Genomic DNA, 23,278 nt, shown 5'->3' on the forward strand with positions numbered 1-23,278 from the left:
CTCCCTATCCTTATGCTTAATGCTTAGTCCTGCTTATTCTTTTTCGCTGCGCGCTCACGTTCGTTTTTATCTAGGATTTTTTTGCGAAGACGGATCGATTCCGGCGTTAATTCGCAGTATTCATCATCATTCAAGTACTCAAGCGCTTCTTCAAGAGACATAATGCGCGGCTTTTTCATTGTAGCGGTTTGATCTTTGTTTGCAGAACGGACATTGGTTGCCTGTTTTGTTTTTGCGATATTTACCGTTAAATCATTGTCACGTGTATGTTCGCCCACGATCATACCGGCATAAATTTCTGTACCCGCTTCGACAAAAATCGTTCCGCGGTCTTCCACACCCATGATGCCGTATGTTGATGCTTTTCCAGTTTCCTGCGATACAAGAACGCCCTGACGGCGGCCGCCGATGCGTCCTTTTTGCATTGGCTGATAGCTGTCAAACGTGTGGTTGATAATGCCGTAACCGCGTGTCATGGTTAAAAACTCTGTTGTGTATCCGATCAATCCACGTGCAGGCACCATGAAAATCAAGCGGACCTGGCCGTTTCCATTGTTGATCATGTCGAGCATTTCACCTTTACGCTCACCCATTGATTCGATGATAGAGCCGGTGTATTCTTCCGGCACATCAATTTGAACGCGTTCAACCGGTTCACATTGAACTCCATCAATTTCGCGAACGATAACCTGCGGCTTCGATACTTGAAGCTCGAATCCTTCACGGCGAAGGTTTTCAATTAAAATGGATAAGTGAAGCTCGCCACGCCCTGATACGATCCACTCATCCGGAGAAGCGGTATTTTCAACACGAAGGCTGACATCTGTTTCAAGCTGTGCATGAAGACGTTCTTCGATTTTTCTTGATGTAACAAATTTCCCTTCGCGGCCAGCGAATGGGCTGTTGTTTACAAGGAAGTTCATTTGCAATGTTGGCTCATCAATGCGAAGTACCGGAAGTGCTTCTTGATGCTCCATTGGTGTAACTGTTTCACCAACGTTAATATCTTCCATGCCGGAAACGGCTACAAGATCGCCGGCTTTTGCCGTTTCAATTTCAACCCGTTTTAATCCAAGGAAGCCAAACATTTTTGTTACACGGAACTGTTTTACTTTACCGTCAAGCTTCATTAACGCTACAGACTGTCCAACAGACATTTCGCCGCGGAAAACACGGCCGATTCCGATACGGCCTAAATAGTCATTGTAATCAAGAAGAGCTACCTGGAATTGAAGCGGCTCGTCACTGTTATCAACCGGTGCCGGGATATGTTCGATAATCGCTTCGTATAGTGCTTCCATGTTTTCATCTTGTTTTTCCGGATCTGTACTTGCAGTTCCGTTAATACCAGACGCATAAATAACCGGGAATTCAAGCTGCTCATCGTTTGCATCAAGCTCAATGAAAAGCTCAAGTACTTCATCTACTACTTCTGCCGGACGGGCAAAATCACGGTCAATTTTGTTAACAACAACAATCGGACGCAAATTTTGCTCTAGTGCTTTTTTCAATACGAAGCGTGTCTGAGGCATGCAGCCTTCGTACGCATCGACAACAAGTAAAACACCGTCAACCATTTTCATGATCCGCTCTACTTCGCCGCCGAAGTCAGCGTGTCCTGGTGTATCCAAAATGTTGATTTTTGTATCTTTATATTGAATCGCAGTATTTTTAGCGAGAATTGTAATACCGCGTTCGCGTTCAAGGTCGTTTGAATCCATCGCGCGCTCTTCTACATGCTCATTTGAACGAAAAATACCTGACTGCTTCAATAACTGATCGACCAGCGTTGTTTTTCCGTGGTCAACGTGGGCGATAATCGCGATGTTCCGTAAATCGTTTCTTGTTTTCAACCTATTTCCTCCTGCCTTTTCTAGAAACTTCGTTTTGTTCGGTTTCCATTAACTGAACTATTATACCACATCATAACCACGATGCCTATTTGGAAAAAGCGGCATTGCAAAAAAAGATCTCGTTGTACTACAATAGACAAAAAGGAGGTCTGCACTTTGCCTACTATTCAATGGCCGTTTTTAGGATTTGCTGTTTTAGCCGCTGCATGCATGATTGGCATCGGTATTGCCATCGGTGAAGGAAGTATTTTAGGCGGCGCGCTCTCTATTATCCTGCTTCTCGCTGTTATGGGATTTGGATTTTCGTACAAAGCGAAAATGCGCCGGGCAGGCAAATTATAAAAAGGTACAAGGTAACAATGCCTGGTGCCGGGCCGAGTAACGCCCTACATATAACGGACTGCTTACAATAAAAAGGAACAGCCGCACAAAGCGCTGTTCTTTTTTATTAGCTCAAATACTTTTTTAAAATGTCCTCATAAAGACCCGGCGCTGCCGCAAAAACCGGATTGATGGAAAGCATATCAATTTCTTCTCCGCTAATCGTGCTCACAATGCCGCCCGCTTCTTCGACAATTATTTTGCCGCCGGCAAAATCCCACGGCGCATTCCGCATTGTAATATAGGCGCTTAAACGCCCTGAAGCTATATAAGCAAGTTCCAGCGCTGCTGATCCGTATGATCTTACTCCGCGCACATCTTTCGCCAGCTGGATGAGTTTGTTTTGATCAAAATGCCGATTGTTAATCAGCCAAGTGGCACTAATCCCTAATATAGCCGTTTCAACCGGTACTTGTTCGAGTTTTTGAAGCGGTGTATCGTTCATCCAGGCCCCCTGTCCTTTTCTGGCATGATAAAGCTCGTCATGAACAATATCATATATGTATCCAAGCTGGCCGATACCGTCCTCATAAATACCGATAGAGATGGCGAAATTACGCTGCTGGTGAACAAAATTCATCGTACCGTCAATCGGGTCGATCATCCATATCACACCATCAAGCGATTTGATTTGATCTCCCTGGCCTTCTTCACCTAAAATACGATGATCAGGAAAGTGGGAGCGGATATTCTCTATAAAAAACCGCTCTGTTTCCTGGTCTACATTTGTCACTAAATCATTCGGATTTGACTTTGTCTGAATGGTGAGCGAATTAGTAAAGGATGCGCGTATATTTGTGCCGGCTTCCTGAATCCACCGCTTCACCGTTTGGTCTATTTTTGTCCAATTCGCCATGATACAGCCCCCGTCTCACTTCTATTCCGTTTTTTATCACCTTACACGAAATAAAAAGGCTTATCAAGTTTTTCCAACTTCTCACGATATGGTAACATTAATATGAAAAATGATTTACAGGAAAGGATTACACTCTCATGAATTTTACCGGTTTTACAGAAGAAGATTTTCAGGTCTTCCAAATAAATGGTCTTACAGAAAGAATGACCGCCATACAGGAACGGATCCAGCCGAAATTCAATCAGCTCGGCAGCGCTCTGGCCGATGATTTGGCAGCACTGCTCGGACAGGAAATGTTTTTACACATTGCACGCCACGCGCGACGTAAAGTGAATCCGCCAAACGATACATGGCTTGCTGTGGCAGACAACAAGCGTGGATATAAGCAGCACCCCCATTTTCAAGTCGGCTTGTTTGACGATCATGTTTTCGTTTGGCTTGCTTTTATTTACGAGCTGCCGCGTAAAAAAGAAATTGCTCAAACCTTCTTAACTCATCAGCAGATGCTCCATAATACGATACCCACTGACTATGTGGTGTCTCTCGATCATTTGAAAAAAGACGCTCAAACGTGGGAAGAGCTGGACGTTGAACAGGCTCTCGAGCGGTTCCGGGATGTAAAAAAAGCGGAGCTTTTAATTGGCCGCCACATTCAAGCGGATGACCCCGTGCTGCAGGATGGAAAAGCACTTTATACCCTTATTAAAGAAACGTTTGAAACACTTCTTCCTATTTACCAGCTTGCTTATAAATAAACAGCAGCCCATTTCCTCTGCCGAAATGGGCTGCTGTATTTACATGCGTATTTTTGTTTGTTCAGGAGCCTGCTTCATTTTTTGAACAGCCCGGTAGGAAGAATAGCCGCTTACTTCTTCAAACTCATTGCAAATGCGCTTTTCTTCTGCTTTTCCTGGCACAATTTCTTTAAAGCGGCGATACCGCTCCATTAACGTTTCTTTGGCAATTCCTTTTTCATAAGCCTGTTCAATGGCTTCGAAAAAGGAAACGACATCAATCACTTCTTCCGTTGACCAGTCCGTTGAAAACGGGTACGAATATTCCATTTTTCTCACCTCCCTTTATTTATTCGCTTTTGTACAAGTCATCTCCTTGCTTGGGAAGAAAAATTTCTTTGCAAGGACCATGCAAAGTGCTATAATTCTTTTGCTTTAGCGAATGATTAGAAAAGAGGTGGAAATGGCGTTGTCACAACACGAAACACCATTATTTGACGGGCTTCTTCGCCACGCCGAACGGAACCCAGTTCAATTTCATATTCCAGGTCATAAAAAAGGAAGCGGAATGGACCCCGTCTTCAAAGAATTTATCGGAGAAAATGCGCTTTCCATTGATTTAATTAATATTGCACCCCTTGATGACCTCCATCAGCCGCACGGTATCATTAAAGAAGCCCAGCAGCTGGCTGCCGAGGCATTTGGTGCTGACCATACGTTTTTCTCTGTTCAAGGAACAAGTGGAGCTATTATGACGATGATTATGGCCGTTTGCGGACCTGGTGAAAAAATCATTGTACCGCGTAATGTCCATAAATCCATTATGACCGCGATTGTATTTTCTGGTGCAGTTCCGATCTTTATTCACCCTGAAATTGATAAAGATTTAGGAATTTCGCATGGTATTACAACCGAGTCTGTTACTCGGGCATTAACAGAGCATCCGGATGCAAAAGGCCTGCTCGTGATTAACCCGACGTACTTCGGCATTGCGGGCGATTTAAAACAAATCGTTGATATTGCCCATTCATTCAACGTTCCCGTTCTTGTCGACGAAGCACACGGTGTTCATATCCATTTTCATGAAGACCTTCCGATTTCGGCTATGCAGGCAGGAGCCGATATGGCGGCCACGAGTGTGCATAAGCTGGGCGGTTCTATGACCCAGAGCTCTATCTTAAATGTACGCGAAGGACTTGTATCCGTAAATCGTGTACAGACGATTTTGAGTATGCTGACAACGACATCTACGTCTTATATCCTGCTTGCTTCCCTTGACACCGCACGGAGACACCTTGCGATCAACGGGCATCAAATTATTGAGCAGACCCTGAAACACGCGCAGGAAACACGAAAAAAAATAAACGAAATTGATCACCTGTATTGTGTAGGTGAAGAAATTCTAGGCTCAAAAGCCACGTATGATTATGACCCGACCAAACTGATTGTTTCTGTTAAGAACCTTGGTATAAGCGGCCATGATGCAGAAAAATGGCTCCGGGACCGTTATAACATCGAGGTAGAGCTCAGTGATTTATACAACATTCTCTGCATTATTACACCAGGGGATACGAAAGAAGATTGTGAACTGCTTGTGAAAGCCTTAACTGAAATGGCAGCTTCCTTTAAAGGCACTGTTCAGTCTAGATATGCGCATGTAATGCTGCCGGATATCCCGCTGTTAGCACTGTCTCCTCGCGAAGCTTTTTATAGCGAGACAGAAACAGTCCCGCTTGATGAATCAGCAGGCCGGATCATGGCAGAATTTATGATGGTTTACCCACCGGGTATCCCGATTTTTATTCCGGGTGAAATCATTACAGAAGAAAACCTGCGTTATGTAAAAGAAAACGTAGCAGCCGGACTTCCTGTTCAAGGCCCGGAAGATGAAGAATTAAAAACATTACGTGTGATCCGCGAACGCAAGCCGATTTATTAAAAAAAGAGCCGCTCCAGTTGGAGCGGCTCTTTATCTATCCGTTCAGTCATCACTCTCTGTTTCATGATCACAGCCACAATGAGAGTATAAAACTGTCACCTTTTCTTCTTCAAAGTGCTCAATTGTTGCTTTGCATGACTTGCAGATGATTGTTCCCATGTTTTATAACCCCCTGTTTTTGTTTTTGAAAGCGATTTATGTTTATTAAATTTATATCCACTTGGAGCGGCTCTTTTAGCTATCCGTTCAGTCGTCACTTTCAGTTTCATGATCACAGCCACAATGAGAGTATAAAACTGTCACCTTTTCTTCTTCGAAATGCTCAATTGTTGCTTGGCAAGACTTGCAGATGATTGTTCCCATGTTTTATAACCTCCTGTTTTTGTTTTTGAAAGCGTTTTATGTTTCTTGAGTTAATAATAATATAACACATTTAAAATTTCAAGCTCTAATTGTATAACATATTTAAAAACGGGACAAAAAACCCCCGGTTTCCTAAAATAAGGAAACCGGGGGTTTCAATGTAATCATTCGATTATTTTACGATGTGAATTGGTGTTCCAAGTGCTACTTCTGCTGCTTCCATTGTCATTTCAGCAAGCGTAGGGTGAGCATGGATTGTCATCGCTACATCTTCAAGTGTCATACCTGCTTCAATCGCAAGACCAAGCTCTGCTACCATGTCAGAAGCGCCTGAACCAGCGATTTGCGCGCCGATGATCAGTCCGTCTTCTTTGCGTGATACCACTTTTACGAAGCCGTCTGTGCTGTTAAGCGCAAGCGCACGGCCATTCGCTGCAAATGGGAATTTCGCAGATACGATTTCGATGTTTTCTTCTTTTGCTTGTGCTTCACTGTAACCAACTGTTGCAAGTTCTGGCTCTGTAAAGCAAACCGCTGGAATCGCAAGGTAATCCACTTCAGATTTTTCTCCTGCAATCGCCTCAGCAGCAATCTTACCTTCATAAGATGCTTTATGGGCCAAAGGAGGTCCCGAAACGATATCGCCGATTGCGTAAATGTTTTCTACACTTGTACGGCACTGTTTGTCAACTTCTACCAAGCCGCGCTCTGCTACTTTCACGCCAATGCCTTCAAGACCCATTTCATCCGTGTTTGGACGACGGCCTACTGTAACAAGTACGTAATCAGCTTCAATTGTTTCTTCTTTTCCGCCTGCTTCGTATGTTACTTTTACGCCGTTTTCTGTTTCTACGGCTGATTTAGCCATCGCACTCGTTACGATTTCGATGCCTTTTTTCTTCATATTGCGTTTAACGATAGCAGACATTTGTTTTTCAAAGCCGCCAAGAATTTCAGGAGCGCCTTCAAGGATTGTTACTTCTGTTCCAAAATCCGCATATGCTGTTGAAAGCTCAGAGCCGATGTAGCCGCCGCCGACAACAACCATTTTTTTAGGGATTTCTTTTAGTGATAATGCGCCTGTTGAATCAATAACGCGGTTTGAAAATTTAAAGTTCGGAATTTCAATTGGGCGTGATCCAGTAGCAATGATCGCATTTTTAAATGTATACGTTTGTGCAGAATCTTCACCCATAACACGAAGCGTGTTCGCATCGTTGAAGTATGCTTCACCGCGAACGATTTCCACTTTGTTTCCTTTTAGAAGGCCTTCAACGCCGCCTGTAAGCTTGTTCACGACGCCAGCTTTCCACTCTTGTACTTTGTCGAAGTTTACAGAAACAGCTTCAGCAATGATACCGATATCGTCAGAGTGTTTCGCCTGCTCGAAACGGTGAGCTGCTGTTAAAAGAGCTTTAGAAGGAATACAGCCTACGTTTAAGCAGACGCCTCCAAGATTTTCTTTTTCAACGATCGTTACTTTTTGTCCAAGCTGTGCTGCGCGGATTGCCGCTACATAACCGCCAGGGCCTGAACCAATTACTATAGTGTCTGTTTCAATTGGGAAATCTCCTACTACCATCTCTTACGCCTCCATTAGTAAAAGTTCTGGGTTGTTTAACAACCGTTTAATGTGATTCAACGCATTTTGTGCAGTCGCTCCGTCAATCATACGATGATCAAAGCTCAATGATAATGCTAACACAGGTGCCGCTACAATTTCACCATTTTTTACAATTGGTTTTTCAGCAATGCGTCCAATACCCAAAATTGCTACTTCTGGATGGTTGATAACTGGTGTAAACCATTGTCCGCCGGCAGAACCGATATTGGTGATTGTGCAAGATGCGCCTTTCATTTCTGCAGGAGCCAATTTGCCGTCACGTGCTTTTACAGCAAGTTCATTGATTTCGTTAGAGATCGTAAACATTGATTTACGGTCTGCGTTTTTCACAACTGGTACCATCAAGCCTTTTTCAGTATCAGCTGCAATACCGATGTTGTAATAGTGCTTATGAACAATTTCGCTTGTTGCATCGTCGATGGATGTGTTAAGCGCAGGGAATTCACGAAGCGCACTTGTCAAAGCTTTTACAACGTATGGAAGGAACGTTAATTTTACGCCTTTTTCCGCCGCAATATCTTTGAACTTTTTGCGGTGTGCCCACAACTCGGTTACTTCTACTTCGTCCATTAGAGTAACGTGTGGTGCTGTATGTTTTGAGTTGACCATCGCTTTGGCAATTGCTTTGCGGATGCCGCTCATTTTTTCGCGTGTTTCTGGGAACTCGCCTTCTGGAATCGCTGCTGCCGCTGCTGGTTTTGACTCTTCTTTCGCTGCTGGAGCTTCTTGTTGTACAGCTGCTTCAGCTTGTGCAGAAGTGTTCGCACCGCCGTTTACGAATGCATCAATATCTTCTTTCACAATACGGCCGTTTTTACCGCTGCCTGCTACTTGAGCGATGTTTACATTTTTCTCACGCGCGTATTTACGTACAGATGGCATTGCAATGATGCGGCGGTTCGGGTCTACTTCTTCCTGTGTTTGAGCCGGGCCTGTGTGAATAGGACCTGTAGACTCTTTCGGCGCTTCTTCAACAGGTGCTTTATCAATGTTTTGACCGCCTTCTAAAGAAGACTGAACTTGCGCTTCTGTTTTTGCTTCGCCTTCGTCGCCATGATCGTCGCCTTTGAATTTCAAATCTTCGTATCCAGGAGCGTCAAATTTGATTAATGTATCGCCAACGATTGCTGTAGTGCCCTCTTCAACCAGTACTTCTTCTACCGTACCTGCAACTGGTGATGGGATTTCAACAACTGCTTTATCGTTTTGTACTTCGCAAAGTACGTCATCTTCCGCTACTTTGTCACCTGGCTTTACAAACCACTTGACGATTTCACCTTCGTGAATACCTTCACCGATGTCTGGTAATTTAAATTCAAATGCCAATGCATTCAGCCTCCTAATAATTGAATTTTGAAAAGGAGGCACTGCCTCCTTTTCATGAATTAAGTATGATTAAAATTGAAGAACTTTTTTCGCTGTTTCGATAACATCTTTATGGTTTGGAAGCCATACACCCTCTGCTTGTGAGAATGGGAATACCGTATCCGGTGCTGCTACACGCAGAACAGGAGCTTCCAGGCTTAAAATTGCACGATCGTTGATTTCTGCTACAACGTTCGCTGCAATACCGCCTTGTTTTTGCGCTTCTTGAACAACGATAGCGCGTCCTGTTTTCTCAACTGAAGCGATGATTGTTTCGATATCAAGCGGCTGGATCGTACGAAGATCGATTACTTCAACAGAATGTCCTTCTTTTTCAAGCGCTTCTGCTGCTTTAAGAGATTCATGAACCATTGCACCGTACGTAATGATTGAAAGATCTGTACCTTCACGTTTTACTGCTGCTTTTCCAAGAGGAATTGTATATTCTTCTTCCGGCACTTCTTCACGGAATGAACGGTACAATTTCATGTGCTCTAAGAAAATAACCGGATCGTTGTCACGAATAGCAGAGATCAAAAGTCCTTTTGCTTCGTAAGGAGTAGAAGGAATAACTACTTTTAAACCAGGCTGCTGTGCTACCAATCCTTCTAAGCTGTCCGCATGAAGTTCTGGTGTATGAACGCCGCCGCCAAATGGAGAACGGAACGTTACAGGAGCAGAATAAGTTCCGCCTGAACGGTAACGCATACGTGCAAGCTGTCCGTTGATAGAATCCATTACTTCGTAAACAAATCCGAAAAACTGAAGCTCTGGTACTGGGCGGAACCCTTCTAAAGCAAGACCGACAGCTAAACCACCGATTCCAGATTCTGCAAGCGGCGTATCGAAAACGCGATCTTCCCCGAATTCTTTTTGAAGGCCTTCTGTTGCACGGAATACGCCGCCGTTAACGCCTACGTCTTCGCCGAAAACAAGGACGTTTTCGTCATTTTTAAGCTCTACGCGCAAGGCATCCGTAATCGCTTGAATCATTGTCATTTGTGCCATGGCTTACTTCGACTCCTTTTCAGTGTAGATTGCATATTGTTCTTTTAAGTTTGCTGGCATTTCTTCATACATATTTTTCATAAGGTCTGTTACTTTTTGTTTTGGCGTTTCATCCGCTTTTTTGATCGCGTCTTTGATTTCTTCTTTCGCGCGTTCAATTACTTCTGTTTCTTTTTCTTCGTTCCATAGACCTTTTGCTTCTAAGTATTTGCGGAAACGAACAAGCGGATCTTTTTTCTCCCACTCTGTATCAAGGTCAGATGTACGGTAGCGAGTCGGGTCATCCCCGGCCATTGTATGTGGACCGTAACGGTAGCAAAGTGTTTCGATCAATGTTGGACCTTCGCCGTTGATTGCACGCTCACGCGCATCTTTAACAGCTGCATACACCGCAAGTGGATCCATACCATCAACAAGAACAGATGGAATACCTGCTGCAATCCCTTTTTGAGCGATTGTTTTCGCTGCTGTTTGTTTTTCACGCGGAGTTGAAATCGCGAATTGGTTGTTTTGAACGATAAAGATCGCTGGAGCATTGAATGCACCGGCAAAGTTGATTCCTTCGTAGAAATCACCTTGTGATGAGCCGCCGTCGCCTGTATATGTAACAGCTACTGCTTTTTTACCGCGTTTTTTAAGTCCTAGAGCCACGCCGGCATTTTGCACGTATTGTGCACCGATAATGATTTGTGGAGACAAAACATTTACGCCTTCAGGTGCCTGGTTGCCTACGTAGTGACCGCGCGAGAACAAGAATGCTTTCCATAATGGAAGGCCATGCCATACGATTTGCGGAACATCACGGTATCCTGGCAAAATCCAATCTTCTTTTTCAAGAGCATACTGGGAAGCAATTTGTGATGCTTCTTGTCCAGCTGTTGGTGCGTAGAAGCCAAGACGTCCTTGACGGTTTAATGAAATAGAACGCTGGTCAAGTACGCGTGTATATACCATGCGTGTCATCAATTCTTGAAGTTCTTCATCTGAAAGCTTTGATGCTGCACTTTCGTTTACAATTTTTCCTTCTTCATTCAAAACTTGAACCATTTCAAATTGCGTTTCAATCGACTCAAGCGTTTTTTGCGGATCGAACTGAGTTTTCTTTGGACTCATGGTTGTCACCTTTCCTTTCTCTATTTGTCATATGGCTGTTTTCATTTATAATGACCTGTACCAGTTATTTTTTATAAATCACTAATACAATTAAAAGCTTCGGTTAATAGTGTATAATAACCGTGTTCATACGTCAATTCAAAAAGAATTTTTATAATTATCCTTTAAACCACTGCTTTCACGCGCTCTGTACTAGTGTTTCTGTTTAATCTGTATTATAAAAAGAAAGCGCTTTTTTCAGCTGTTATACATTACATTTTTTACCCCTTTCCCCTATTCCCGGTTTCCAAAGCGTAAAACAAAAAATCGCTTCATTAACATTTTGCACAGTTTTTGATAAGATAAATACACTAAAAGCGAAAAAGGAAGGAAACCATATGATTAAAATGAATGACATCGTGCGGGAAGGCGATCCGGTTCTTCGGGAAAAAGCGAAAGAAGTGCCGCTTCCTGCTTCTGAAGAAGACAAAGCGGTTCTCGCTTCACTGATTGAATACGTAAAAAACAGCCAGGATCCCGAAATAGCCGAAAAATACGGGCTGCGCCCCGGTATTGGTTTGGCTGCACCGCAAATTGGTGTTTCAAAACGGATGATTGCTGTCCATGTAAATGATGAGAATGGAAACCAGCTCAGCTATGCGCTGTTTAACCCGAAAATTGTCAGCCATTCTGTTGAAAAAGCTTATTTAACAAGCGGTGAAGGGTGCTTATCCGTTGATCGTAACGTTTCGGGTTATGTACACCGCTATGCAAGAGTGACAGTAAAAGCGGTTACATTGGAAGGGGAAGAAGTAAAGCTGCGTTTAAAGGGGCTTCCTGCTATTTGTATGCAGCATGAAATAGATCACTTAAACGGCGTTATGTTTTATGATTATATCAATGAAAAAGCGCCTTTTCAGATTGAAGAGAACGCACAGGCAATCGAACGCTGAGCAGTCTAATAGAATATGTCGATCTCTTTTCATTCCGACAGCCATATGATAAAATGGCAGTGAGGAGTGATCCACAATGTTGAAGAAGCTGAAAAAAAAGCTCGTAAAACAGTGGAAAGATCTGCTTAGAAGAAAATCAATCGCATAATTTAGAATGGTTAAGCCCTTCCGTTACGAAGGGCTGTCTTTATGTATGAAACAAAAAGATGTTCTTTCGTGTCAAAACATCGTTCTTTCTATATAATAAAAACCAAGATCACTTCATAAGACGCAGCATTAAAAACGAGAAGAACCGCTTTTATGGCGGTTTGTATATATTAAACCGGAATAAAGGAGAGAAAATCATGATTTTCAAAGTGTATTACCAGGAAGACCGTTCTGAAGTGCCCGTTCGGGAAAAAACAAAAACCTTATATGCGGAAGCGCAAACAGAACGTGAAGTACGCCACGCATTAAAAAGCCGCCCATATAATATTGAGTTTGTTCAAAAGGTAACTGACAACCACCTTGAGTATGAGAAGAAGTCTCCGGACTTTAAAGTGGAGCAGCTGTAAAGCATGAAGTTTGTAAAAAATGATCAAACTGCAGTTTTCGCCCTCGGCGGTTTGGGCGAAATCGGCAAAAACACTTATGCCGTCCAATTTCAGGACGAAATTATTTTAATTGATGCAGGGATTAAGTTCCCTGAAGATGAGCTTCTTGGAATCGATTATGTGATTCCAGATTATTCTTATCTTCAAAAAAATGCGGATAAAATTAAAGGCTTGTTTGTTACACACGGTCACGAAGATCACATCGGCGGTATCCCTTACCTGCTCCGGGTTGTAAATGTACCGGTGTACGGCGGGAAGCTTGCACTTGGTCTTCTGCGCAATAAACTAGATGAACACGGCCTTCTGCGCCGCGCCCGCCTTCACGAAATCGGCGAGGATGACATTATCAAGTTCCGGAAAACATCCGTATCCTTTTTCCGGACAACCCATAGTATTCCAGACTCTTATGGTGTTGTAGTCAAAACACCGCAAGGCAATATCGTTCACACAGGCGACTTTAAATTTGACTTCACTCCTGTAGGAGAGCCGGCCAACTTAACGAAGATGGCGGAAATCGGCAAGGAAGGTGTTCTTTGTCTCCTGTCTGATAGTACTAACAGTGAAGTGCCCAATTTCACGATGTCTGAACGGAAAGTTGGGGAAAGCATTCACAATGTGTTTCGAAAAGTACAGGGACGCATTATTTTCGCTACTTTTGCTTCGAACATCCACCGCCTCCAGCAGGTCGTTGATGCAGCTGTTGAAGACGGCCGGAAAGTCGGTGTGTTTGGACGCAGCATGGAAAATGCGATTAATATCGGACAACAGCTCGGCTATATCCGCTGTCCGAAAGACACGTTTGTCGATACTCACCAGTTAAATAAATTACCGGCGAACAAAGTAACAATTTTGTGCACTGGCAGCCAGGGTGAACCTATGGCGGCACTGTCACGCATCGCCAACGGATCTCACCGTCAAATTCAAATTCAGCCGAATGATACGGTCGTTTTCTCTTCCTCACCGATTCCTGGCAACAATGTAAGTGTCAATCGAATTATTGATGCTTTGTCCCGGGCAGGAGCAGACGTTATTCACGGCCCATTAAATGAGATCCATACATCCGGGCACGGAAGCCAGGAAGAGCAAAAATTGATGCTTCGCTTGATTAAGCCTAAATTTTTCATGCCGATTCACGGTGAGTACCGGATGCAGAAAATGCACTGCCAGCACGCGATCGACTGCGGTGTTCCGCCGGAAAACTGCTTTATTATGGACAACGGCGATGTATTGGCCCTTTCAAAAGACGAAGCGCACGTGGCTGGACGCATTCAATCCGGCTCCGTTTATATTGACGGAAGCGGCATTGGCGACATCGGCAACATCGTGCTTCGTGACCGCCGCATTCTTTCAGAAGAAGGCCTTGTGATTGTGGTCGTAAGCATCAACAAAGAAAAAAATAAAATCGAAGCAGGCCCTGATATTATTTCGCGCGGATTTGTGTATATGCGTGAGTCGGGCGATCTTATTTACGAAGCACAGTCGATGCTGAATCGCCATGTAAAGCAGCTTCTCAATAACAACACCACTCAATGGTCTGATATTAAAAATGAAATTACCGATACTCTTTCACCTTTCCTTTACGAGCGGACAAAACGCCGCCCAATGATCCTGCCGATCATTATGGAAGTGTAACAAAAGAAAACGCGCTCCTGCTTTTAGGAGCGCGTTTTTTCGGAGGTGTCTGCTATCATTCAGGTAAAGAGCCAGTCCCAGTATGCAGAAAATATTGAAAAGAACTATCGTTCATCCGCCTGCGGCCCCGTCACAGTTTCGGTTATTTTAGATTATTGGGGATATTCGTGTACAGCAAACGATTTATATAAAAAACTTGGTACTACAAAAATCGGTTTATCCCGCTTTTTAATGGTTCGGAGATTAAAAAAACTGCTGGGCAGCAACTGGCGTGTTAGTTCCTCGAACCGGATTGATGAAGTGATTCACGAGCTTGATCACGGCCGGCCCGTTGCCGCAAAATTTGACAAGTATTTCACCCTCCGCTTTTTTGCCAAGCCTTTGTTTGCGTATCATTGGGTCGTGCTGATAGGATATGAAATCCAGCAAGGGCGTATTTATTTGTTCCTGCATGATCACGGTGCTCCTGGACGAAAAAGCAGAATCCGCCGCACCTCATTTGAAGATCAGGCACACGTCCTCCGTTTTGTGCTTGTTTCGCCAAAAAACCCTCCACTTTGAGTGGAGGGTTTTTTCAGTGATTCATCTTTCTCTGGAATCGGTCAATATCTCTATCCGCACCAATAATAATTAAAATGTCGCCTAAATGAATAGGCTCATCCGCCTGTGGCGACACGATAATTTCTTTACGCCGTTTAATTGCTACGATATTAATCCCGTAAAGAGCCCGAATATCAAGGTCAATCAACGTATTGCCAGCAAGCGATTCATTGGCAATAATTTCGGCGATGGAATGCTCATCGGAAAGCTCTAAATAATCTAATACGTTGTTTGAGACGATATTATTGGCAATCCGCCGTCCCATATCACGCTCCGGGTGGACAACCTGGTCTGCTCCAATCTTGATCAGCACTTTTTCATGATAATCATTTTGTGCCTTGGCCGTAACTTTTTTAACGCCCACTTCTTTTAACATCAGCGTCGTTAAAATACTGGACTGAATATCGTCTCCAATAGCGACAATCACGTGATCAAAATTTCGAATGCCCAGGCTTTTTAAAACCGATTCATCTGTCGTATCTGCGACAACAGCATGAGAAGCAATCGAAGTAAACTCATTTACACGATCCTCGTCTTTATCGATCGCCATTACTTCCATTCCTTGTTCACTCAGCTCCCGGCAAATGCTGCTTCCGAATCGACCGAGTCCAATAACGACAAATTCCTTTTTCATGATTCTTCCCCCGCTGTCAACGTTAAATAAAAGGTTTTGCTCTGACAGTTTACCACGAAAGGCCTTTAATTGCTTCCTTTCTTATTTTTCTGCTCTCGCCATACACTCACTCTTTCTTACGAAAAGAAACAAAGAAAAACCGGCTGGCGCCGGTCACCTGCTTTATCTTGTTTTGGACGTTTCACCGAGAACGCGATTTAAACGCTTCTCAAGCATTTTCAGCCCGCTTCCTCCTGCTTGAAAGTGACGCAGCCGGCCTTCTTTATCGAAAACATAATAAGCAGGAACATATTGATTGTTAAATGCTTCTGTAAGTGTATGTTCACTGTCAACAAAAATCGGCTGTGTGATTCCATGTTCTGCTGCTGCTGCTTTAATCTCTTCCAAGTCCAGATCATCCTCCGAAAGAGGCATGTGTACAGCCAGAACATTTAATGTACCCTTGTAATCATCACGGAATTTGTTGATGTTTGGCATGGCTTCTTTGCATAAGTGACAGCTTACCGACCAAAAATGAATGAGGGTTGGCTTTTCGCCAATTAACTCACTGGTAGACACTTTCCCGTTCAGCCACTTTGTTGCACCATTAAGCTCTGGCATTTGCTCTTTTAATTTCATCCGTCCACACACCCCTTTTTTAATAGTATAGACACATCAGGGCCTAACGGTGTATCAAGCCCTGGTGAGCATTACAGATTAAAGGGTTTTTTGTGATTTCGTTTTCAGTTTGGAGGGTAAAGCCGCTCGCTTAAATGGAGCGCTTTGTAAGATGGTTGGTCCTAAAAAAATGCTCAGCGGCTGCCCAGCTGCTCAAAGTAACCGCTGATAAATGAAATTGCCGTTTGGATCGCCGCCTCATCCGGGTTTAATTTTGCGTGATGAAGGCCATACTCCGATCCGACACCAAGCCAAAACATAAGACCTGGAATTTCTTTCAGCATAAAGCCAAAGTCTTCTCCTGTCATGGCTTCTCGTGCCTGCACGAATTGGATATCTGGCTGCTGCATTGCAAATTGAATAAAGCGGCCCGTCACTTCCGGATCATTATACACTTGATAATAGCCGCTGCCGCAGTCGATTTCTGTTTCGCAGTCAAACGCCGTTTCTATCCCTTTTAAAAGAGATTGAACCCGTGCCTTTGCTTTTACCATTGCTTCTGGTGAAAGCGTGCGGATGGTACCTTCCAGCCTTGCATGGTCGGCGATCACGTTTTGCACAGTGCCGGCCGTCATTTTCCCTACCGTCACCACAGCACTATCAAGCGGGTCAACGTTTCGGGAAACGATAGACTGGAGCTGTGTAACAAAGTAAGAGGCCGCTACAACCATATCCTTTGTTTCGTGCGGGTAAGCAGCATGGCCGCCTTTGCCGCGAATATCAATAAACAGCTCTGACGTATTCGCAAATAAAAGGCCCGGCTTCGTAGAAATTGTGCCCGCCGGATGCTCCGGCGCAATATGAAGTGCATAAATTTCATCCGGCAGCCATGCGCGGAACTCTTTCGATGCCATCATCGGCTCGGCTCCTCCTGGTCCTTCTTCTGCCGGCTGAAAAATAAAAACTAAATCGTCATCAATCGGATGAGAAGCAAAATGAGTAACCACGCCAAGTGCAATGCTCATATGCAGATCATGGCCGCATGCGTGCATACGCCCTTCGTGTGTTGAAGCAAATGAAAAGCCGGTCTGCTCGGTAATAGGCAGGCCATCGATATCTGACCGCCATCCGATTGTTTTAGATGGGTTAGACCCGTTTATTTTTACAAGAATGCCTGTCCGCCATGTTTGAATTTCCATCCGCTCCTGCGGAAGTGATTTTAAATACTCCAGCAAATAAGCCTGCGTTTTGAATTCTTGAAATCCGAGCTCTGGAATTTGGTGCAAATCACGTCGAATAGCCGTAAATTGGCTCATTTCTTTTCCCCCTTTTTAGAAAAAGAACGCGCGAGCAGCTGCCCACGCGTCCTTATGATTACCGCTTTTATAGTTTACGGAGTTCCTGCATGATTTCTGTTTTTGATTTTGTTTTATCATCGATCTGTTTAATCACGCGTGCTGGTGCTCCAACTGCAACAGAGTAAGGCGGGATATCTTCTGTAACGATCGCGCCTGCAGCCACGACAGAACCTTCGCCAATACGACAGCCTTCAAGCACAACCGCATTTGCCCCGATTAAAACGTTGTCTTCTAAAATAACCGGTGAAGCAGAAGGCGGCTCAATTACACCCGCTAACACAGCGCCTGCACCAACATGGCAGTTTTTACCCGTTGTCGCACGCCCGCCAAGAACCGCATTCATGTCGATCATCGTTCCTTCGCCAACTACTGCTCCAATATTAATAGAAGCACCCATCATAATAACGGCATTGTCGCCGATTTCAACTTGATCGCGGATCACAACACCCGGCTCAATACGTGCTTTAATGTTTTTCATATCTAAAAGCGGAATCGCAGAGTTGCGGCGGTCATTTTCCACTACGTAATCAGTGATTTTATCTTTATTTTGCTCAAGTGCTTCAGACACTTCTGCCCATTCACCGAACACAACAACAGATTTGCCTTCGCCAAATACTTTTGCTGATTCGCCGAAGTTAATGCCTTCTACATCTCCATTTACGTACACTTTTACCGGTGTTGATTTTTTGCTGTTTCCGATAAAAGCAATAATTTCGTGTGCATCCATCATTTTCATAAGTATGTATTCCTCCTGGTCAATCTGTTTTTTCTGCTATTACTGTATCAAAGCAGCGCCACTTTCACAAGCGATTTTCTTCCGATTGTGCCATAAAAAGCTCCACTGTTTCGACAAATGCCTGCACTTGACGAAGTTCAAAAGCGGCATCATAGCCAAGAAGCCACGTATCGCGCTGAATCGGTGCGCCTTCACGGTCAAGAAGCGGGATTTGAAAAAGGTCGTGTTCATGATTCGCTAATGTAATAGCTGGCAAAATCGCGTACCCAAGTCCATTAAACGCCATCTGCCGGCATGTTTCAATTTGGTCTACCACAATTGAGCGCTTTGGCGCCATTTGAAAACGACTGTGCCACCATTCTTGTATTTCCTGATAATAGCTTGAGTCACTTTTGAATTGAATAAACGGTTTGTCGGTGGAAAGCACATCTTCCACATTTTGAATATCTTTATCGACTAAATAAAGCGGATCTTCAAACAAGTGAATTTTTCGCCCTTTCCATTCCGGCGTTCCACGTATAATGCCAACATGTACATCCCCTTCATAAAGCGCTTTGACAATTTCGCTGCTCCAGCCGGTAATCAGCTGAATTTTGGCGTGGGGATAGCGTTCTACGTACAGCTTTAGCACTTTTGGCAGCCAGTTTTGGCCGACGATGGTAGCGCAGGCGATTTTCAATGTTCCATGCACCTGCGGCTCAAGCAGCTGCAGCTCTTCGAGGAGACGTTCTCTTTTCTCCAGGGTTTCTTTTGCATACTCCACAATTCTCTCACCTGCCGGCGTTAAAGAAAGCCCTTTTGTAGAACGGTTAAAAATTTTAACCCCCCACTCTTTTTCGACTGTCTGCAGGCGCTGGGAAAGAGCCGGCTGAGAAACAAAAAGCCGCTCTGCTGCTTTTCGCATATTCATTTCCTCTGCAAGAACGGTCAGCAGGCGAAATTCTGAAACAGACATCCCGTCACTCTCCTTTCTTTAAAAACAAAAGCAGAATAAATGAAAGGGCCGCAAATAGGAAAACGACAAAATAAACCGCGTGCAGGGAAGAAGTCAGCCCTTCACCTAAAATAGCGCGGGCGGAAGCCGGTATATCTCCTTCTCCGCCGAGGAGCTCATTCACGGAGTTAACGCTCAGATTATCTGCTCCGCTTTTGCCTGCCAAATAAGCGGACAACTGGCTGTTTAGTACACCGCCAAGCAGCGCTGCCCCTATAGCATTGCCGATATTTCTCATAAACATATTGGCTGCCGTCGCAGCTCCTCTTTCATGCCAGTCGACCGCGTTTTGTATCGAAATAATAAAAGCAGTCGAGGTCAAACCCATTCCCACTCCTGTAACGAAAGAAGAAGCGGCTGCCCACCAGGGGCCTAAATCCGGTGTCATGAACATAAACATTAAGCCGCCGGCTAACAGTGCTGCCCCGCCAATTAGAGTTGTAGCACGGTAGCCAATGGAGTGAAGAAGGCGGCCGGATAAAGAGGAGGCAATCGGCCAGCCGATTGACATAGCGGTCAGCGTGAACCCGGCGATCGTAGCACTTTTCCCCATCACACCCTGTACATAAGTCGGCAAAAAAGATGAAATGCCGATGAGCATAATGCCGGTCGTTAACGATACAAGGTTGGCAATTAAGATTGGACGCACCTTCCACAAATGAAAAGGCACAATAGGAGACGGTGCACGCCGTTCGTGCAAAGCAAAAAGACAAAACGAAACGGCTCCAAGCACCAGCAGCGGACCTGTATAAGCTGTGTTGCCTGCTTCAACCAACCAGTACATAAACGTTGAAATTCCTACTAAAAAAAGCACCGTTCCGATATAGTCGATATCCGGCTTTTTCTTTTCTACCTTCTCATGCAGGAAAAGGCCAAGCATGATCATCGAAACAATGCCAAGAGGTATGTTAATCCAAAATACCCAGCGCCACGATACATATTCTACAAGCAGGCCGCCAAGTGCCGGCCCGGAAACGGCCGAAATGCCCCACACACTCGACAGATAGCCTTGAATATGCGCCCGCTCTTCCTTGGAATAAATATCGCCGACAATGGTTGTGGCAATGGGCATTACTGCACCGGCCCCCACTCCTTGAATAAAGCGGAAAAGAATCATCTGCTCCATTGAGCCGGCCAGTCCGCAAAGAATAGAGCCGGCCAAAAAAATCGTCATACCCGCAAATAAAACCGGCCGCCGGCCAAAGATATCCGATAGCTTTCCATAAATTAAAACAGTCGCTGCGTTCATAAGCAAATAAGCAGAGAACACCCAGCTATACAGCGAAAAACCACCAAGCTCCGCTACAATATCCGGCATAGCCGTTGAAACAATTGTTGCTTCGATCGCTCCCATAAACATGGCCAGCATCACAGCCGCCAAGACGAGAGGACGCTTTGTTTGTTTTGGTTTCAACCCTTTCACCCCAAATTCAATAAAAAAAATCCGCCGCCTGGCGGATCTTTAATTTAATCCATCAACATAATAATTGAGCTGCTTTAAAATGACCCGTCTTGTTAATATACCCTCAAAATGGCCTTCTTCATCAGTTACACATAAAAAAGGATGATTAATAAGCTGTCCAAGCGCTTTTCGGAAGTGGTCATGAACCGTTAATCTCGGTTTATCGATGGCCATCACATCCTCCACTTTCAGCTCATCAAGCCGCTCAAACTCAATACGTTCAAGACCGAGAAGCGCTTCCGTAATCATAGGAATGCTAATCAGCCCTTCAAGACGGTATTTGGTATCCAAAACCGGAATAGCCGTGTAACCACTTTTCGTCAGAATCAGCAATGCATGCTCCAGACTGTTTCCCCGCTGGACAAATGCCACTTTCTCTCCCGGAATAATGTAATCCATAATATTTGTCTGCAGAACGTCTTTGTTTCTGAAGGAGATCATTGGTGTTCTTCCTTTCTTTTTTGTAAGCGCTTTACTTACCTTCCATTATAGCAAAATGCCTGTAGCTTCTACCAGAGAAACGAGCCGTTCTTCTTCAAAAAGATCCGGCCCTGGCCGCCTGCTGTTACCCTTGTGCTTCCTGCTTCGCTTCTTGAAGAAGTTCAAAAATTTCGATTGCTGTCATATCAATATCATCAAAAGGATACTTACTTCCTTTTCCGTCCTTATCATATACTTCAAGCTCGAACGTGTCTTTATTTGGGAAATATTTTACCTGGCAGAGTGTTTTGCCGTTTAATTCAAACAAGCGCTGCTGTACTTCTCCCTGCTCTCCGCCTTCCTGCAGTGATTTAAGGCGCTGTACGATTCCAACTAATTGTGACATATATTGTCGACCCCTTTCTTTCGTTAACCATTTAGTAAGCACAAGAAATATACCATACATCCCTGCTTTAATCCAATATTTTTGCCCTCTTTTTTCACAATCTACAAATAAAAAAGACGCCAAAATCAGCGCCCCTGCAGCCATACAATTGCAATAATTCCAAGAAATATGACAAACATCGCGATAAATAGCCAAATGACCGGATTCAATCCATATGGATGCTGGCGAACCGGCTTAGAATTGGCTGTATCCCGAATGCCAAAAGCGCCGGACCGTTTCATCAATCTGGCAGTCCAAAGCAGGCCGCCAAGCAGAACAGCAGCTGTTAATAGAATCCAAGCTTCCATAAGCATCCCCTTTTATGCCAGGATACTTCCATTGTGCCCGGATTCCTCCAGCTTCATACGTTAATAGAGCAATCCATCCTGGTCGTATAAATAAGCATATGGAATATCAAAAAATAAATATTCGTGCTCATTCACCGGGTAGGAAAATGTTCGGATGGTTTCTCCTGTTTCAAGATCATTATACAAATCAGAGATTAAACCGCCGCCATTTTTATTCATCCGGACAATGTTTTCAAGAAAATAAGGGCGCCAGCTCCAATTCTTGTTTAAATATTCCGGCTGAAAAATCCATTGGCCATCCCTTTTAAAGTAGTTTGGTGTTAATTCAAAACCGTTCTCATCACATATATATAACCGGAAACACATTTCATTAAACTCCCTGGCGATATCTTCGAGGAGCTTTTCTTTCGGGGCTGATTTCGATCTGGAAATGATAGCACTCAGTCCGCTTTCCAGCTGGTCCGCCAGCGCATATACGCTGCTGAGCGCCTGTTTTTCATACGTAATAAACCGGCTGCATTTTTCCCTTAGCATTTCTTTTTGCCCGTCAGGCTGGGCAAAATCGGGCATAGGCTCCGATAAGTAAAAGCCTTGATAATAACGCCCGCCATTTTTCCAGGCATACTGAAGCTGATACTCTGCTTCCACGGTTTCAAACAGGAGCGAGGCACCAATTTTACGGGCAAACATTGAAAGGGAATAAACGATATTTTTATAGGTCTGGTCACTGGCGTCTTTTCGAAGGGCCTGCAGGCTTATTTTTAAAATATCAGGTGATGACCCGGCAAAACGGCGAATATCCCCGTCCACGTCCACTTCCCCTATATGATCAACGGCAAGTCGAATCCCGAGTGTTTTATAGTAGCGAAGAACGTTATCAAGCGATTTGCTGTAATCCGCTTCCGAGATCTCCAGCACAATCTGCTCATACCTTAATCCTTTTTCGGTATATTCGTCTAAAATAGCCAGAAAAGATTCACCGTAATCCTCAAGCAGTCCGGCTGCCCGCCGGTTTACAAACAGCATTTCGGTTCTGCCGGCTTTCAAAAAAGCATCGAGTGCTTTTCGTATAATGACATCTTCTACTTCACAACGGTAGTCATCCGGTGTATCTTCATCATGGAAAAAGTGTCCGAGACTATGGACCGTCTCTCCTTCTATGTAACGGCCTAACACTTCATACCCAATAATTTTATGTTCATCAGCGCTGAAGATCGGCTGGTAATATGGTACAACACGATCCAGATGACTCATAATTTCCAATGCATCCATGAAAAACCCCCCATTCCGTCCAATCGTTTATTATTATACATGACTTTTATTTATTATGC

Annotated in this window: 26 protein-coding genes; 7 read left to right on the plus strand and 19 right to left on the minus strand. The window is 44.2% G+C overall.

Annotation, left to right across the window (positions count from 1 at the left end; all coding sequences use genetic code 11):
* Window positions 1-23: 23 nt before the first annotated feature.
* Window positions 24-1,853, minus strand: coding sequence for a translational GTPase TypA (typA, locus tag M3221_RS04600; RefSeq protein ID WP_242232162.1), 1,830 nt, complete (start codon window positions 1,851-1,853; stop codon window positions 24-26).
* A gap of 156 nt (window positions 1,854-2,009) precedes the next feature.
* Between typA and M3221_RS04605 the strand changes: the two genes are divergently transcribed.
* A complete protein-coding gene (locus M3221_RS04605) occupies window positions 2,010-2,195 on the plus strand; it encodes a DUF5325 family protein (RefSeq protein ID WP_242232163.1) in 186 nt (61 codons plus the stop codon).
* A 106-nt stretch (window positions 2,196-2,301) separates the two neighbouring features.
* Here M3221_RS04605 and M3221_RS04610 read toward each other — a convergent pair whose 3' ends face one another.
* Window positions 2,302-3,090: an inositol monophosphatase family protein gene (locus M3221_RS04610; RefSeq protein ID WP_251270361.1), complete on the minus strand. Its 789-nt coding sequence runs from the start codon at window positions 3,088-3,090 to the stop codon at window positions 2,302-2,304.
* A 137-nt stretch (window positions 3,091-3,227) separates the two neighbouring features.
* Here M3221_RS04610 and M3221_RS04615 point away from each other — a divergent pair, with 137 nt between their 5' ends.
* Window positions 3,228-3,845, plus strand: a complete 618-nt coding sequence (locus M3221_RS04615; RefSeq protein ID WP_251270362.1) for a YktB family protein — start codon at window positions 3,228-3,230, stop codon at window positions 3,843-3,845.
* A 39-nt stretch (window positions 3,846-3,884) separates the two neighbouring features.
* Here the strand turns inward: M3221_RS04615 and M3221_RS04620 are convergent, their stop codons facing one another.
* Complete coding sequence (locus M3221_RS04620; RefSeq protein WP_242232166.1) at window positions 3,885-4,154, minus strand: UPF0223 family protein; 270 nt, start codon at window positions 4,152-4,154, stop codon at window positions 3,885-3,887.
* A 139-nt stretch (window positions 4,155-4,293) separates the two neighbouring features.
* On the opposite strand from M3221_RS04620, the gene M3221_RS04625 reads away from it, so the two are divergent.
* Entirely contained in the window at window positions 4,294-5,763 is a 1,470-nt protein-coding gene (locus M3221_RS04625; RefSeq protein ID WP_251270363.1) for an aminotransferase class I/II-fold pyridoxal phosphate-dependent enzyme, read from the plus strand.
* A 42-nt stretch (window positions 5,764-5,805) separates the two neighbouring features.
* Here M3221_RS04625 and M3221_RS04630 read toward each other — a convergent pair whose 3' ends face one another.
* The 6 genes from M3221_RS04630 to pdhA all read right to left on the minus strand — a co-directional run bounded on the left by M3221_RS04630 (window position 5,806) and on the right by pdhA (window position 11,236).
* The gene (locus M3221_RS04630) at window positions 5,806-5,922 is read right to left on the minus strand and encodes a GapA-binding peptide SR1P (RefSeq protein WP_251270364.1); all 117 of its coding nucleotides are present in this window, start codon (window positions 5,920-5,922) and stop codon (window positions 5,806-5,808) included.
* 87 nt (window positions 5,923-6,009) lie between these two features.
* Window positions 6,010-6,126 carry a GapA-binding peptide SR1P gene (locus M3221_RS04635; RefSeq protein WP_242232169.1) on the minus strand — a complete coding sequence of 39 codons (117 nt, stop codon included), beginning with the start codon at window positions 6,124-6,126 and terminating at the stop codon, window positions 6,010-6,012.
* A gap of 172 nt (window positions 6,127-6,298) precedes the next feature.
* Entirely contained in the window at window positions 6,299-7,708 is a 1,410-nt protein-coding gene (gene lpdA, locus M3221_RS04640; protein ID WP_251270365.1) for a dihydrolipoyl dehydrogenase, read from the minus strand.
* A gap of 3 nt (window positions 7,709-7,711) precedes the next feature.
* Window positions 7,712-9,076: a dihydrolipoamide acetyltransferase family protein gene (locus tag M3221_RS04645; protein ID WP_251270366.1), complete on the minus strand. Its 1,365-nt coding sequence runs from the start codon at window positions 9,074-9,076 to the stop codon at window positions 7,712-7,714.
* 69 nt (window positions 9,077-9,145) lie between these two features.
* Window positions 9,146-10,123 carry an alpha-ketoacid dehydrogenase subunit beta gene (locus M3221_RS04650; RefSeq protein WP_251270367.1) on the minus strand — a complete coding sequence of 326 codons (978 nt, stop codon included), beginning with the start codon at window positions 10,121-10,123 and terminating at the stop codon, window positions 9,146-9,148.
* A gap of 3 nt (window positions 10,124-10,126) precedes the next feature.
* Complete coding sequence (pdhA, locus tag M3221_RS04655) at window positions 10,127-11,236, minus strand: pyruvate dehydrogenase (acetyl-transferring) E1 component subunit alpha (RefSeq protein ID WP_251270368.1); 1,110 nt, start codon at window positions 11,234-11,236, stop codon at window positions 10,127-10,129.
* A 377-nt stretch (window positions 11,237-11,613) separates the two neighbouring features.
* Here pdhA and def point away from each other — a divergent pair, with 377 nt between their 5' ends.
* The 4 genes from def to M3221_RS04675 all read left to right on the plus strand — a co-directional run bounded on the left by def (window position 11,614) and on the right by M3221_RS04675 (window position 14,954).
* Entirely contained in the window at window positions 11,614-12,168 is a 555-nt protein-coding gene (gene def / locus M3221_RS04660; RefSeq protein ID WP_251270369.1) for a peptide deformylase, read from the plus strand.
* Window positions 12,169-12,512: 344 nt separating this feature from the next.
* A complete protein-coding gene (locus M3221_RS04665) occupies window positions 12,513-12,722 on the plus strand; it encodes a DNA-dependent RNA polymerase subunit epsilon (RefSeq protein WP_242232175.1) in 210 nt (69 codons plus the stop codon).
* 3 nt (window positions 12,723-12,725) lie between these two features.
* Window positions 12,726-14,393, plus strand: coding sequence for a ribonuclease J1 (rnjA, locus tag M3221_RS04670; RefSeq protein WP_251270370.1), 1,668 nt, complete (start codon window positions 12,726-12,728; stop codon window positions 14,391-14,393).
* Window positions 14,394-14,438: 45 nt separating this feature from the next.
* A complete protein-coding gene (locus tag M3221_RS04675) occupies window positions 14,439-14,954 on the plus strand; it encodes a C39 family peptidase (protein WP_251270371.1) in 516 nt (171 codons plus the stop codon).
* 13 nt (window positions 14,955-14,967) lie between these two features.
* On the opposite strand, the gene M3221_RS04680 is transcribed toward M3221_RS04675, so the two are convergent.
* The 10 genes from M3221_RS04680 to M3221_RS04725 all read right to left on the minus strand — a co-directional run bounded on the left by M3221_RS04680 (window position 14,968) and on the right by M3221_RS04725 (window position 23,219).
* Window positions 14,968-15,627, minus strand: coding sequence for a potassium channel family protein (locus tag M3221_RS04680; RefSeq protein WP_251270372.1), 660 nt, complete (start codon window positions 15,625-15,627; stop codon window positions 14,968-14,970).
* Window positions 15,628-15,789: 162 nt separating this feature from the next.
* A complete protein-coding gene (locus M3221_RS04685; RefSeq protein ID WP_251270373.1) occupies window positions 15,790-16,245 on the minus strand; it encodes a TlpA disulfide reductase family protein in 456 nt (151 codons plus the stop codon).
* A gap of 173 nt (window positions 16,246-16,418) precedes the next feature.
* The gene (locus tag M3221_RS04690; RefSeq protein WP_251270374.1) at window positions 16,419-17,540 is read right to left on the minus strand and encodes an N-acetyldiaminopimelate deacetylase; all 1,122 of its coding nucleotides are present in this window, start codon (window positions 17,538-17,540) and stop codon (window positions 16,419-16,421) included.
* A gap of 67 nt (window positions 17,541-17,607) precedes the next feature.
* Complete coding sequence (dapD, locus tag M3221_RS04695) at window positions 17,608-18,318, minus strand: 2,3,4,5-tetrahydropyridine-2,6-dicarboxylate N-acetyltransferase (RefSeq protein ID WP_242232181.1); 711 nt, start codon at window positions 18,316-18,318, stop codon at window positions 17,608-17,610.
* A gap of 64 nt (window positions 18,319-18,382) precedes the next feature.
* Window positions 18,383-19,273 (minus strand): LysR family transcriptional regulator, encoded by an 891-nt coding sequence (locus M3221_RS04700; protein WP_242232182.1) that lies wholly within the window; start codon window positions 19,271-19,273, stop codon window positions 18,383-18,385.
* 4 nt (window positions 19,274-19,277) lie between these two features.
* Window positions 19,278-20,681 carry an MDR family MFS transporter gene (locus tag M3221_RS04705; protein ID WP_396120253.1) on the minus strand — a complete coding sequence of 468 codons (1,404 nt, stop codon included), beginning with the start codon at window positions 20,679-20,681 and terminating at the stop codon, window positions 19,278-19,280.
* A 93-nt stretch (window positions 20,682-20,774) separates the two neighbouring features.
* Complete coding sequence (gene cbpB, locus M3221_RS04710; RefSeq protein ID WP_242232184.1) at window positions 20,775-21,215, minus strand: cyclic-di-AMP-binding protein CbpB; 441 nt, start codon at window positions 21,213-21,215, stop codon at window positions 20,775-20,777.
* Window positions 21,216-21,339: 124 nt separating this feature from the next.
* Complete coding sequence (locus M3221_RS04715) at window positions 21,340-21,600, minus strand: YkuJ family protein (protein ID WP_046179710.1); 261 nt, start codon at window positions 21,598-21,600, stop codon at window positions 21,340-21,342.
* A 125-nt stretch (window positions 21,601-21,725) separates the two neighbouring features.
* Window positions 21,726-21,947: a hypothetical protein gene (locus tag M3221_RS04720; protein WP_251270376.1), complete on the minus strand. Its 222-nt coding sequence runs from the start codon at window positions 21,945-21,947 to the stop codon at window positions 21,726-21,728.
* A 60-nt stretch (window positions 21,948-22,007) separates the two neighbouring features.
* Entirely contained in the window at window positions 22,008-23,219 is a 1,212-nt protein-coding gene (locus M3221_RS04725) for an EAL domain-containing protein (RefSeq protein WP_251270377.1), read from the minus strand.
* Between the last annotated feature and the right edge of the window lie 59 nt (window positions 23,220-23,278).

This window comes from Domibacillus indicus (assembly GCF_023715895.1).
Classification (GTDB): Bacteria; Bacillota; Bacilli; order Bacillales; family Domibacillaceae; genus Domibacillus; species Domibacillus indicus_A.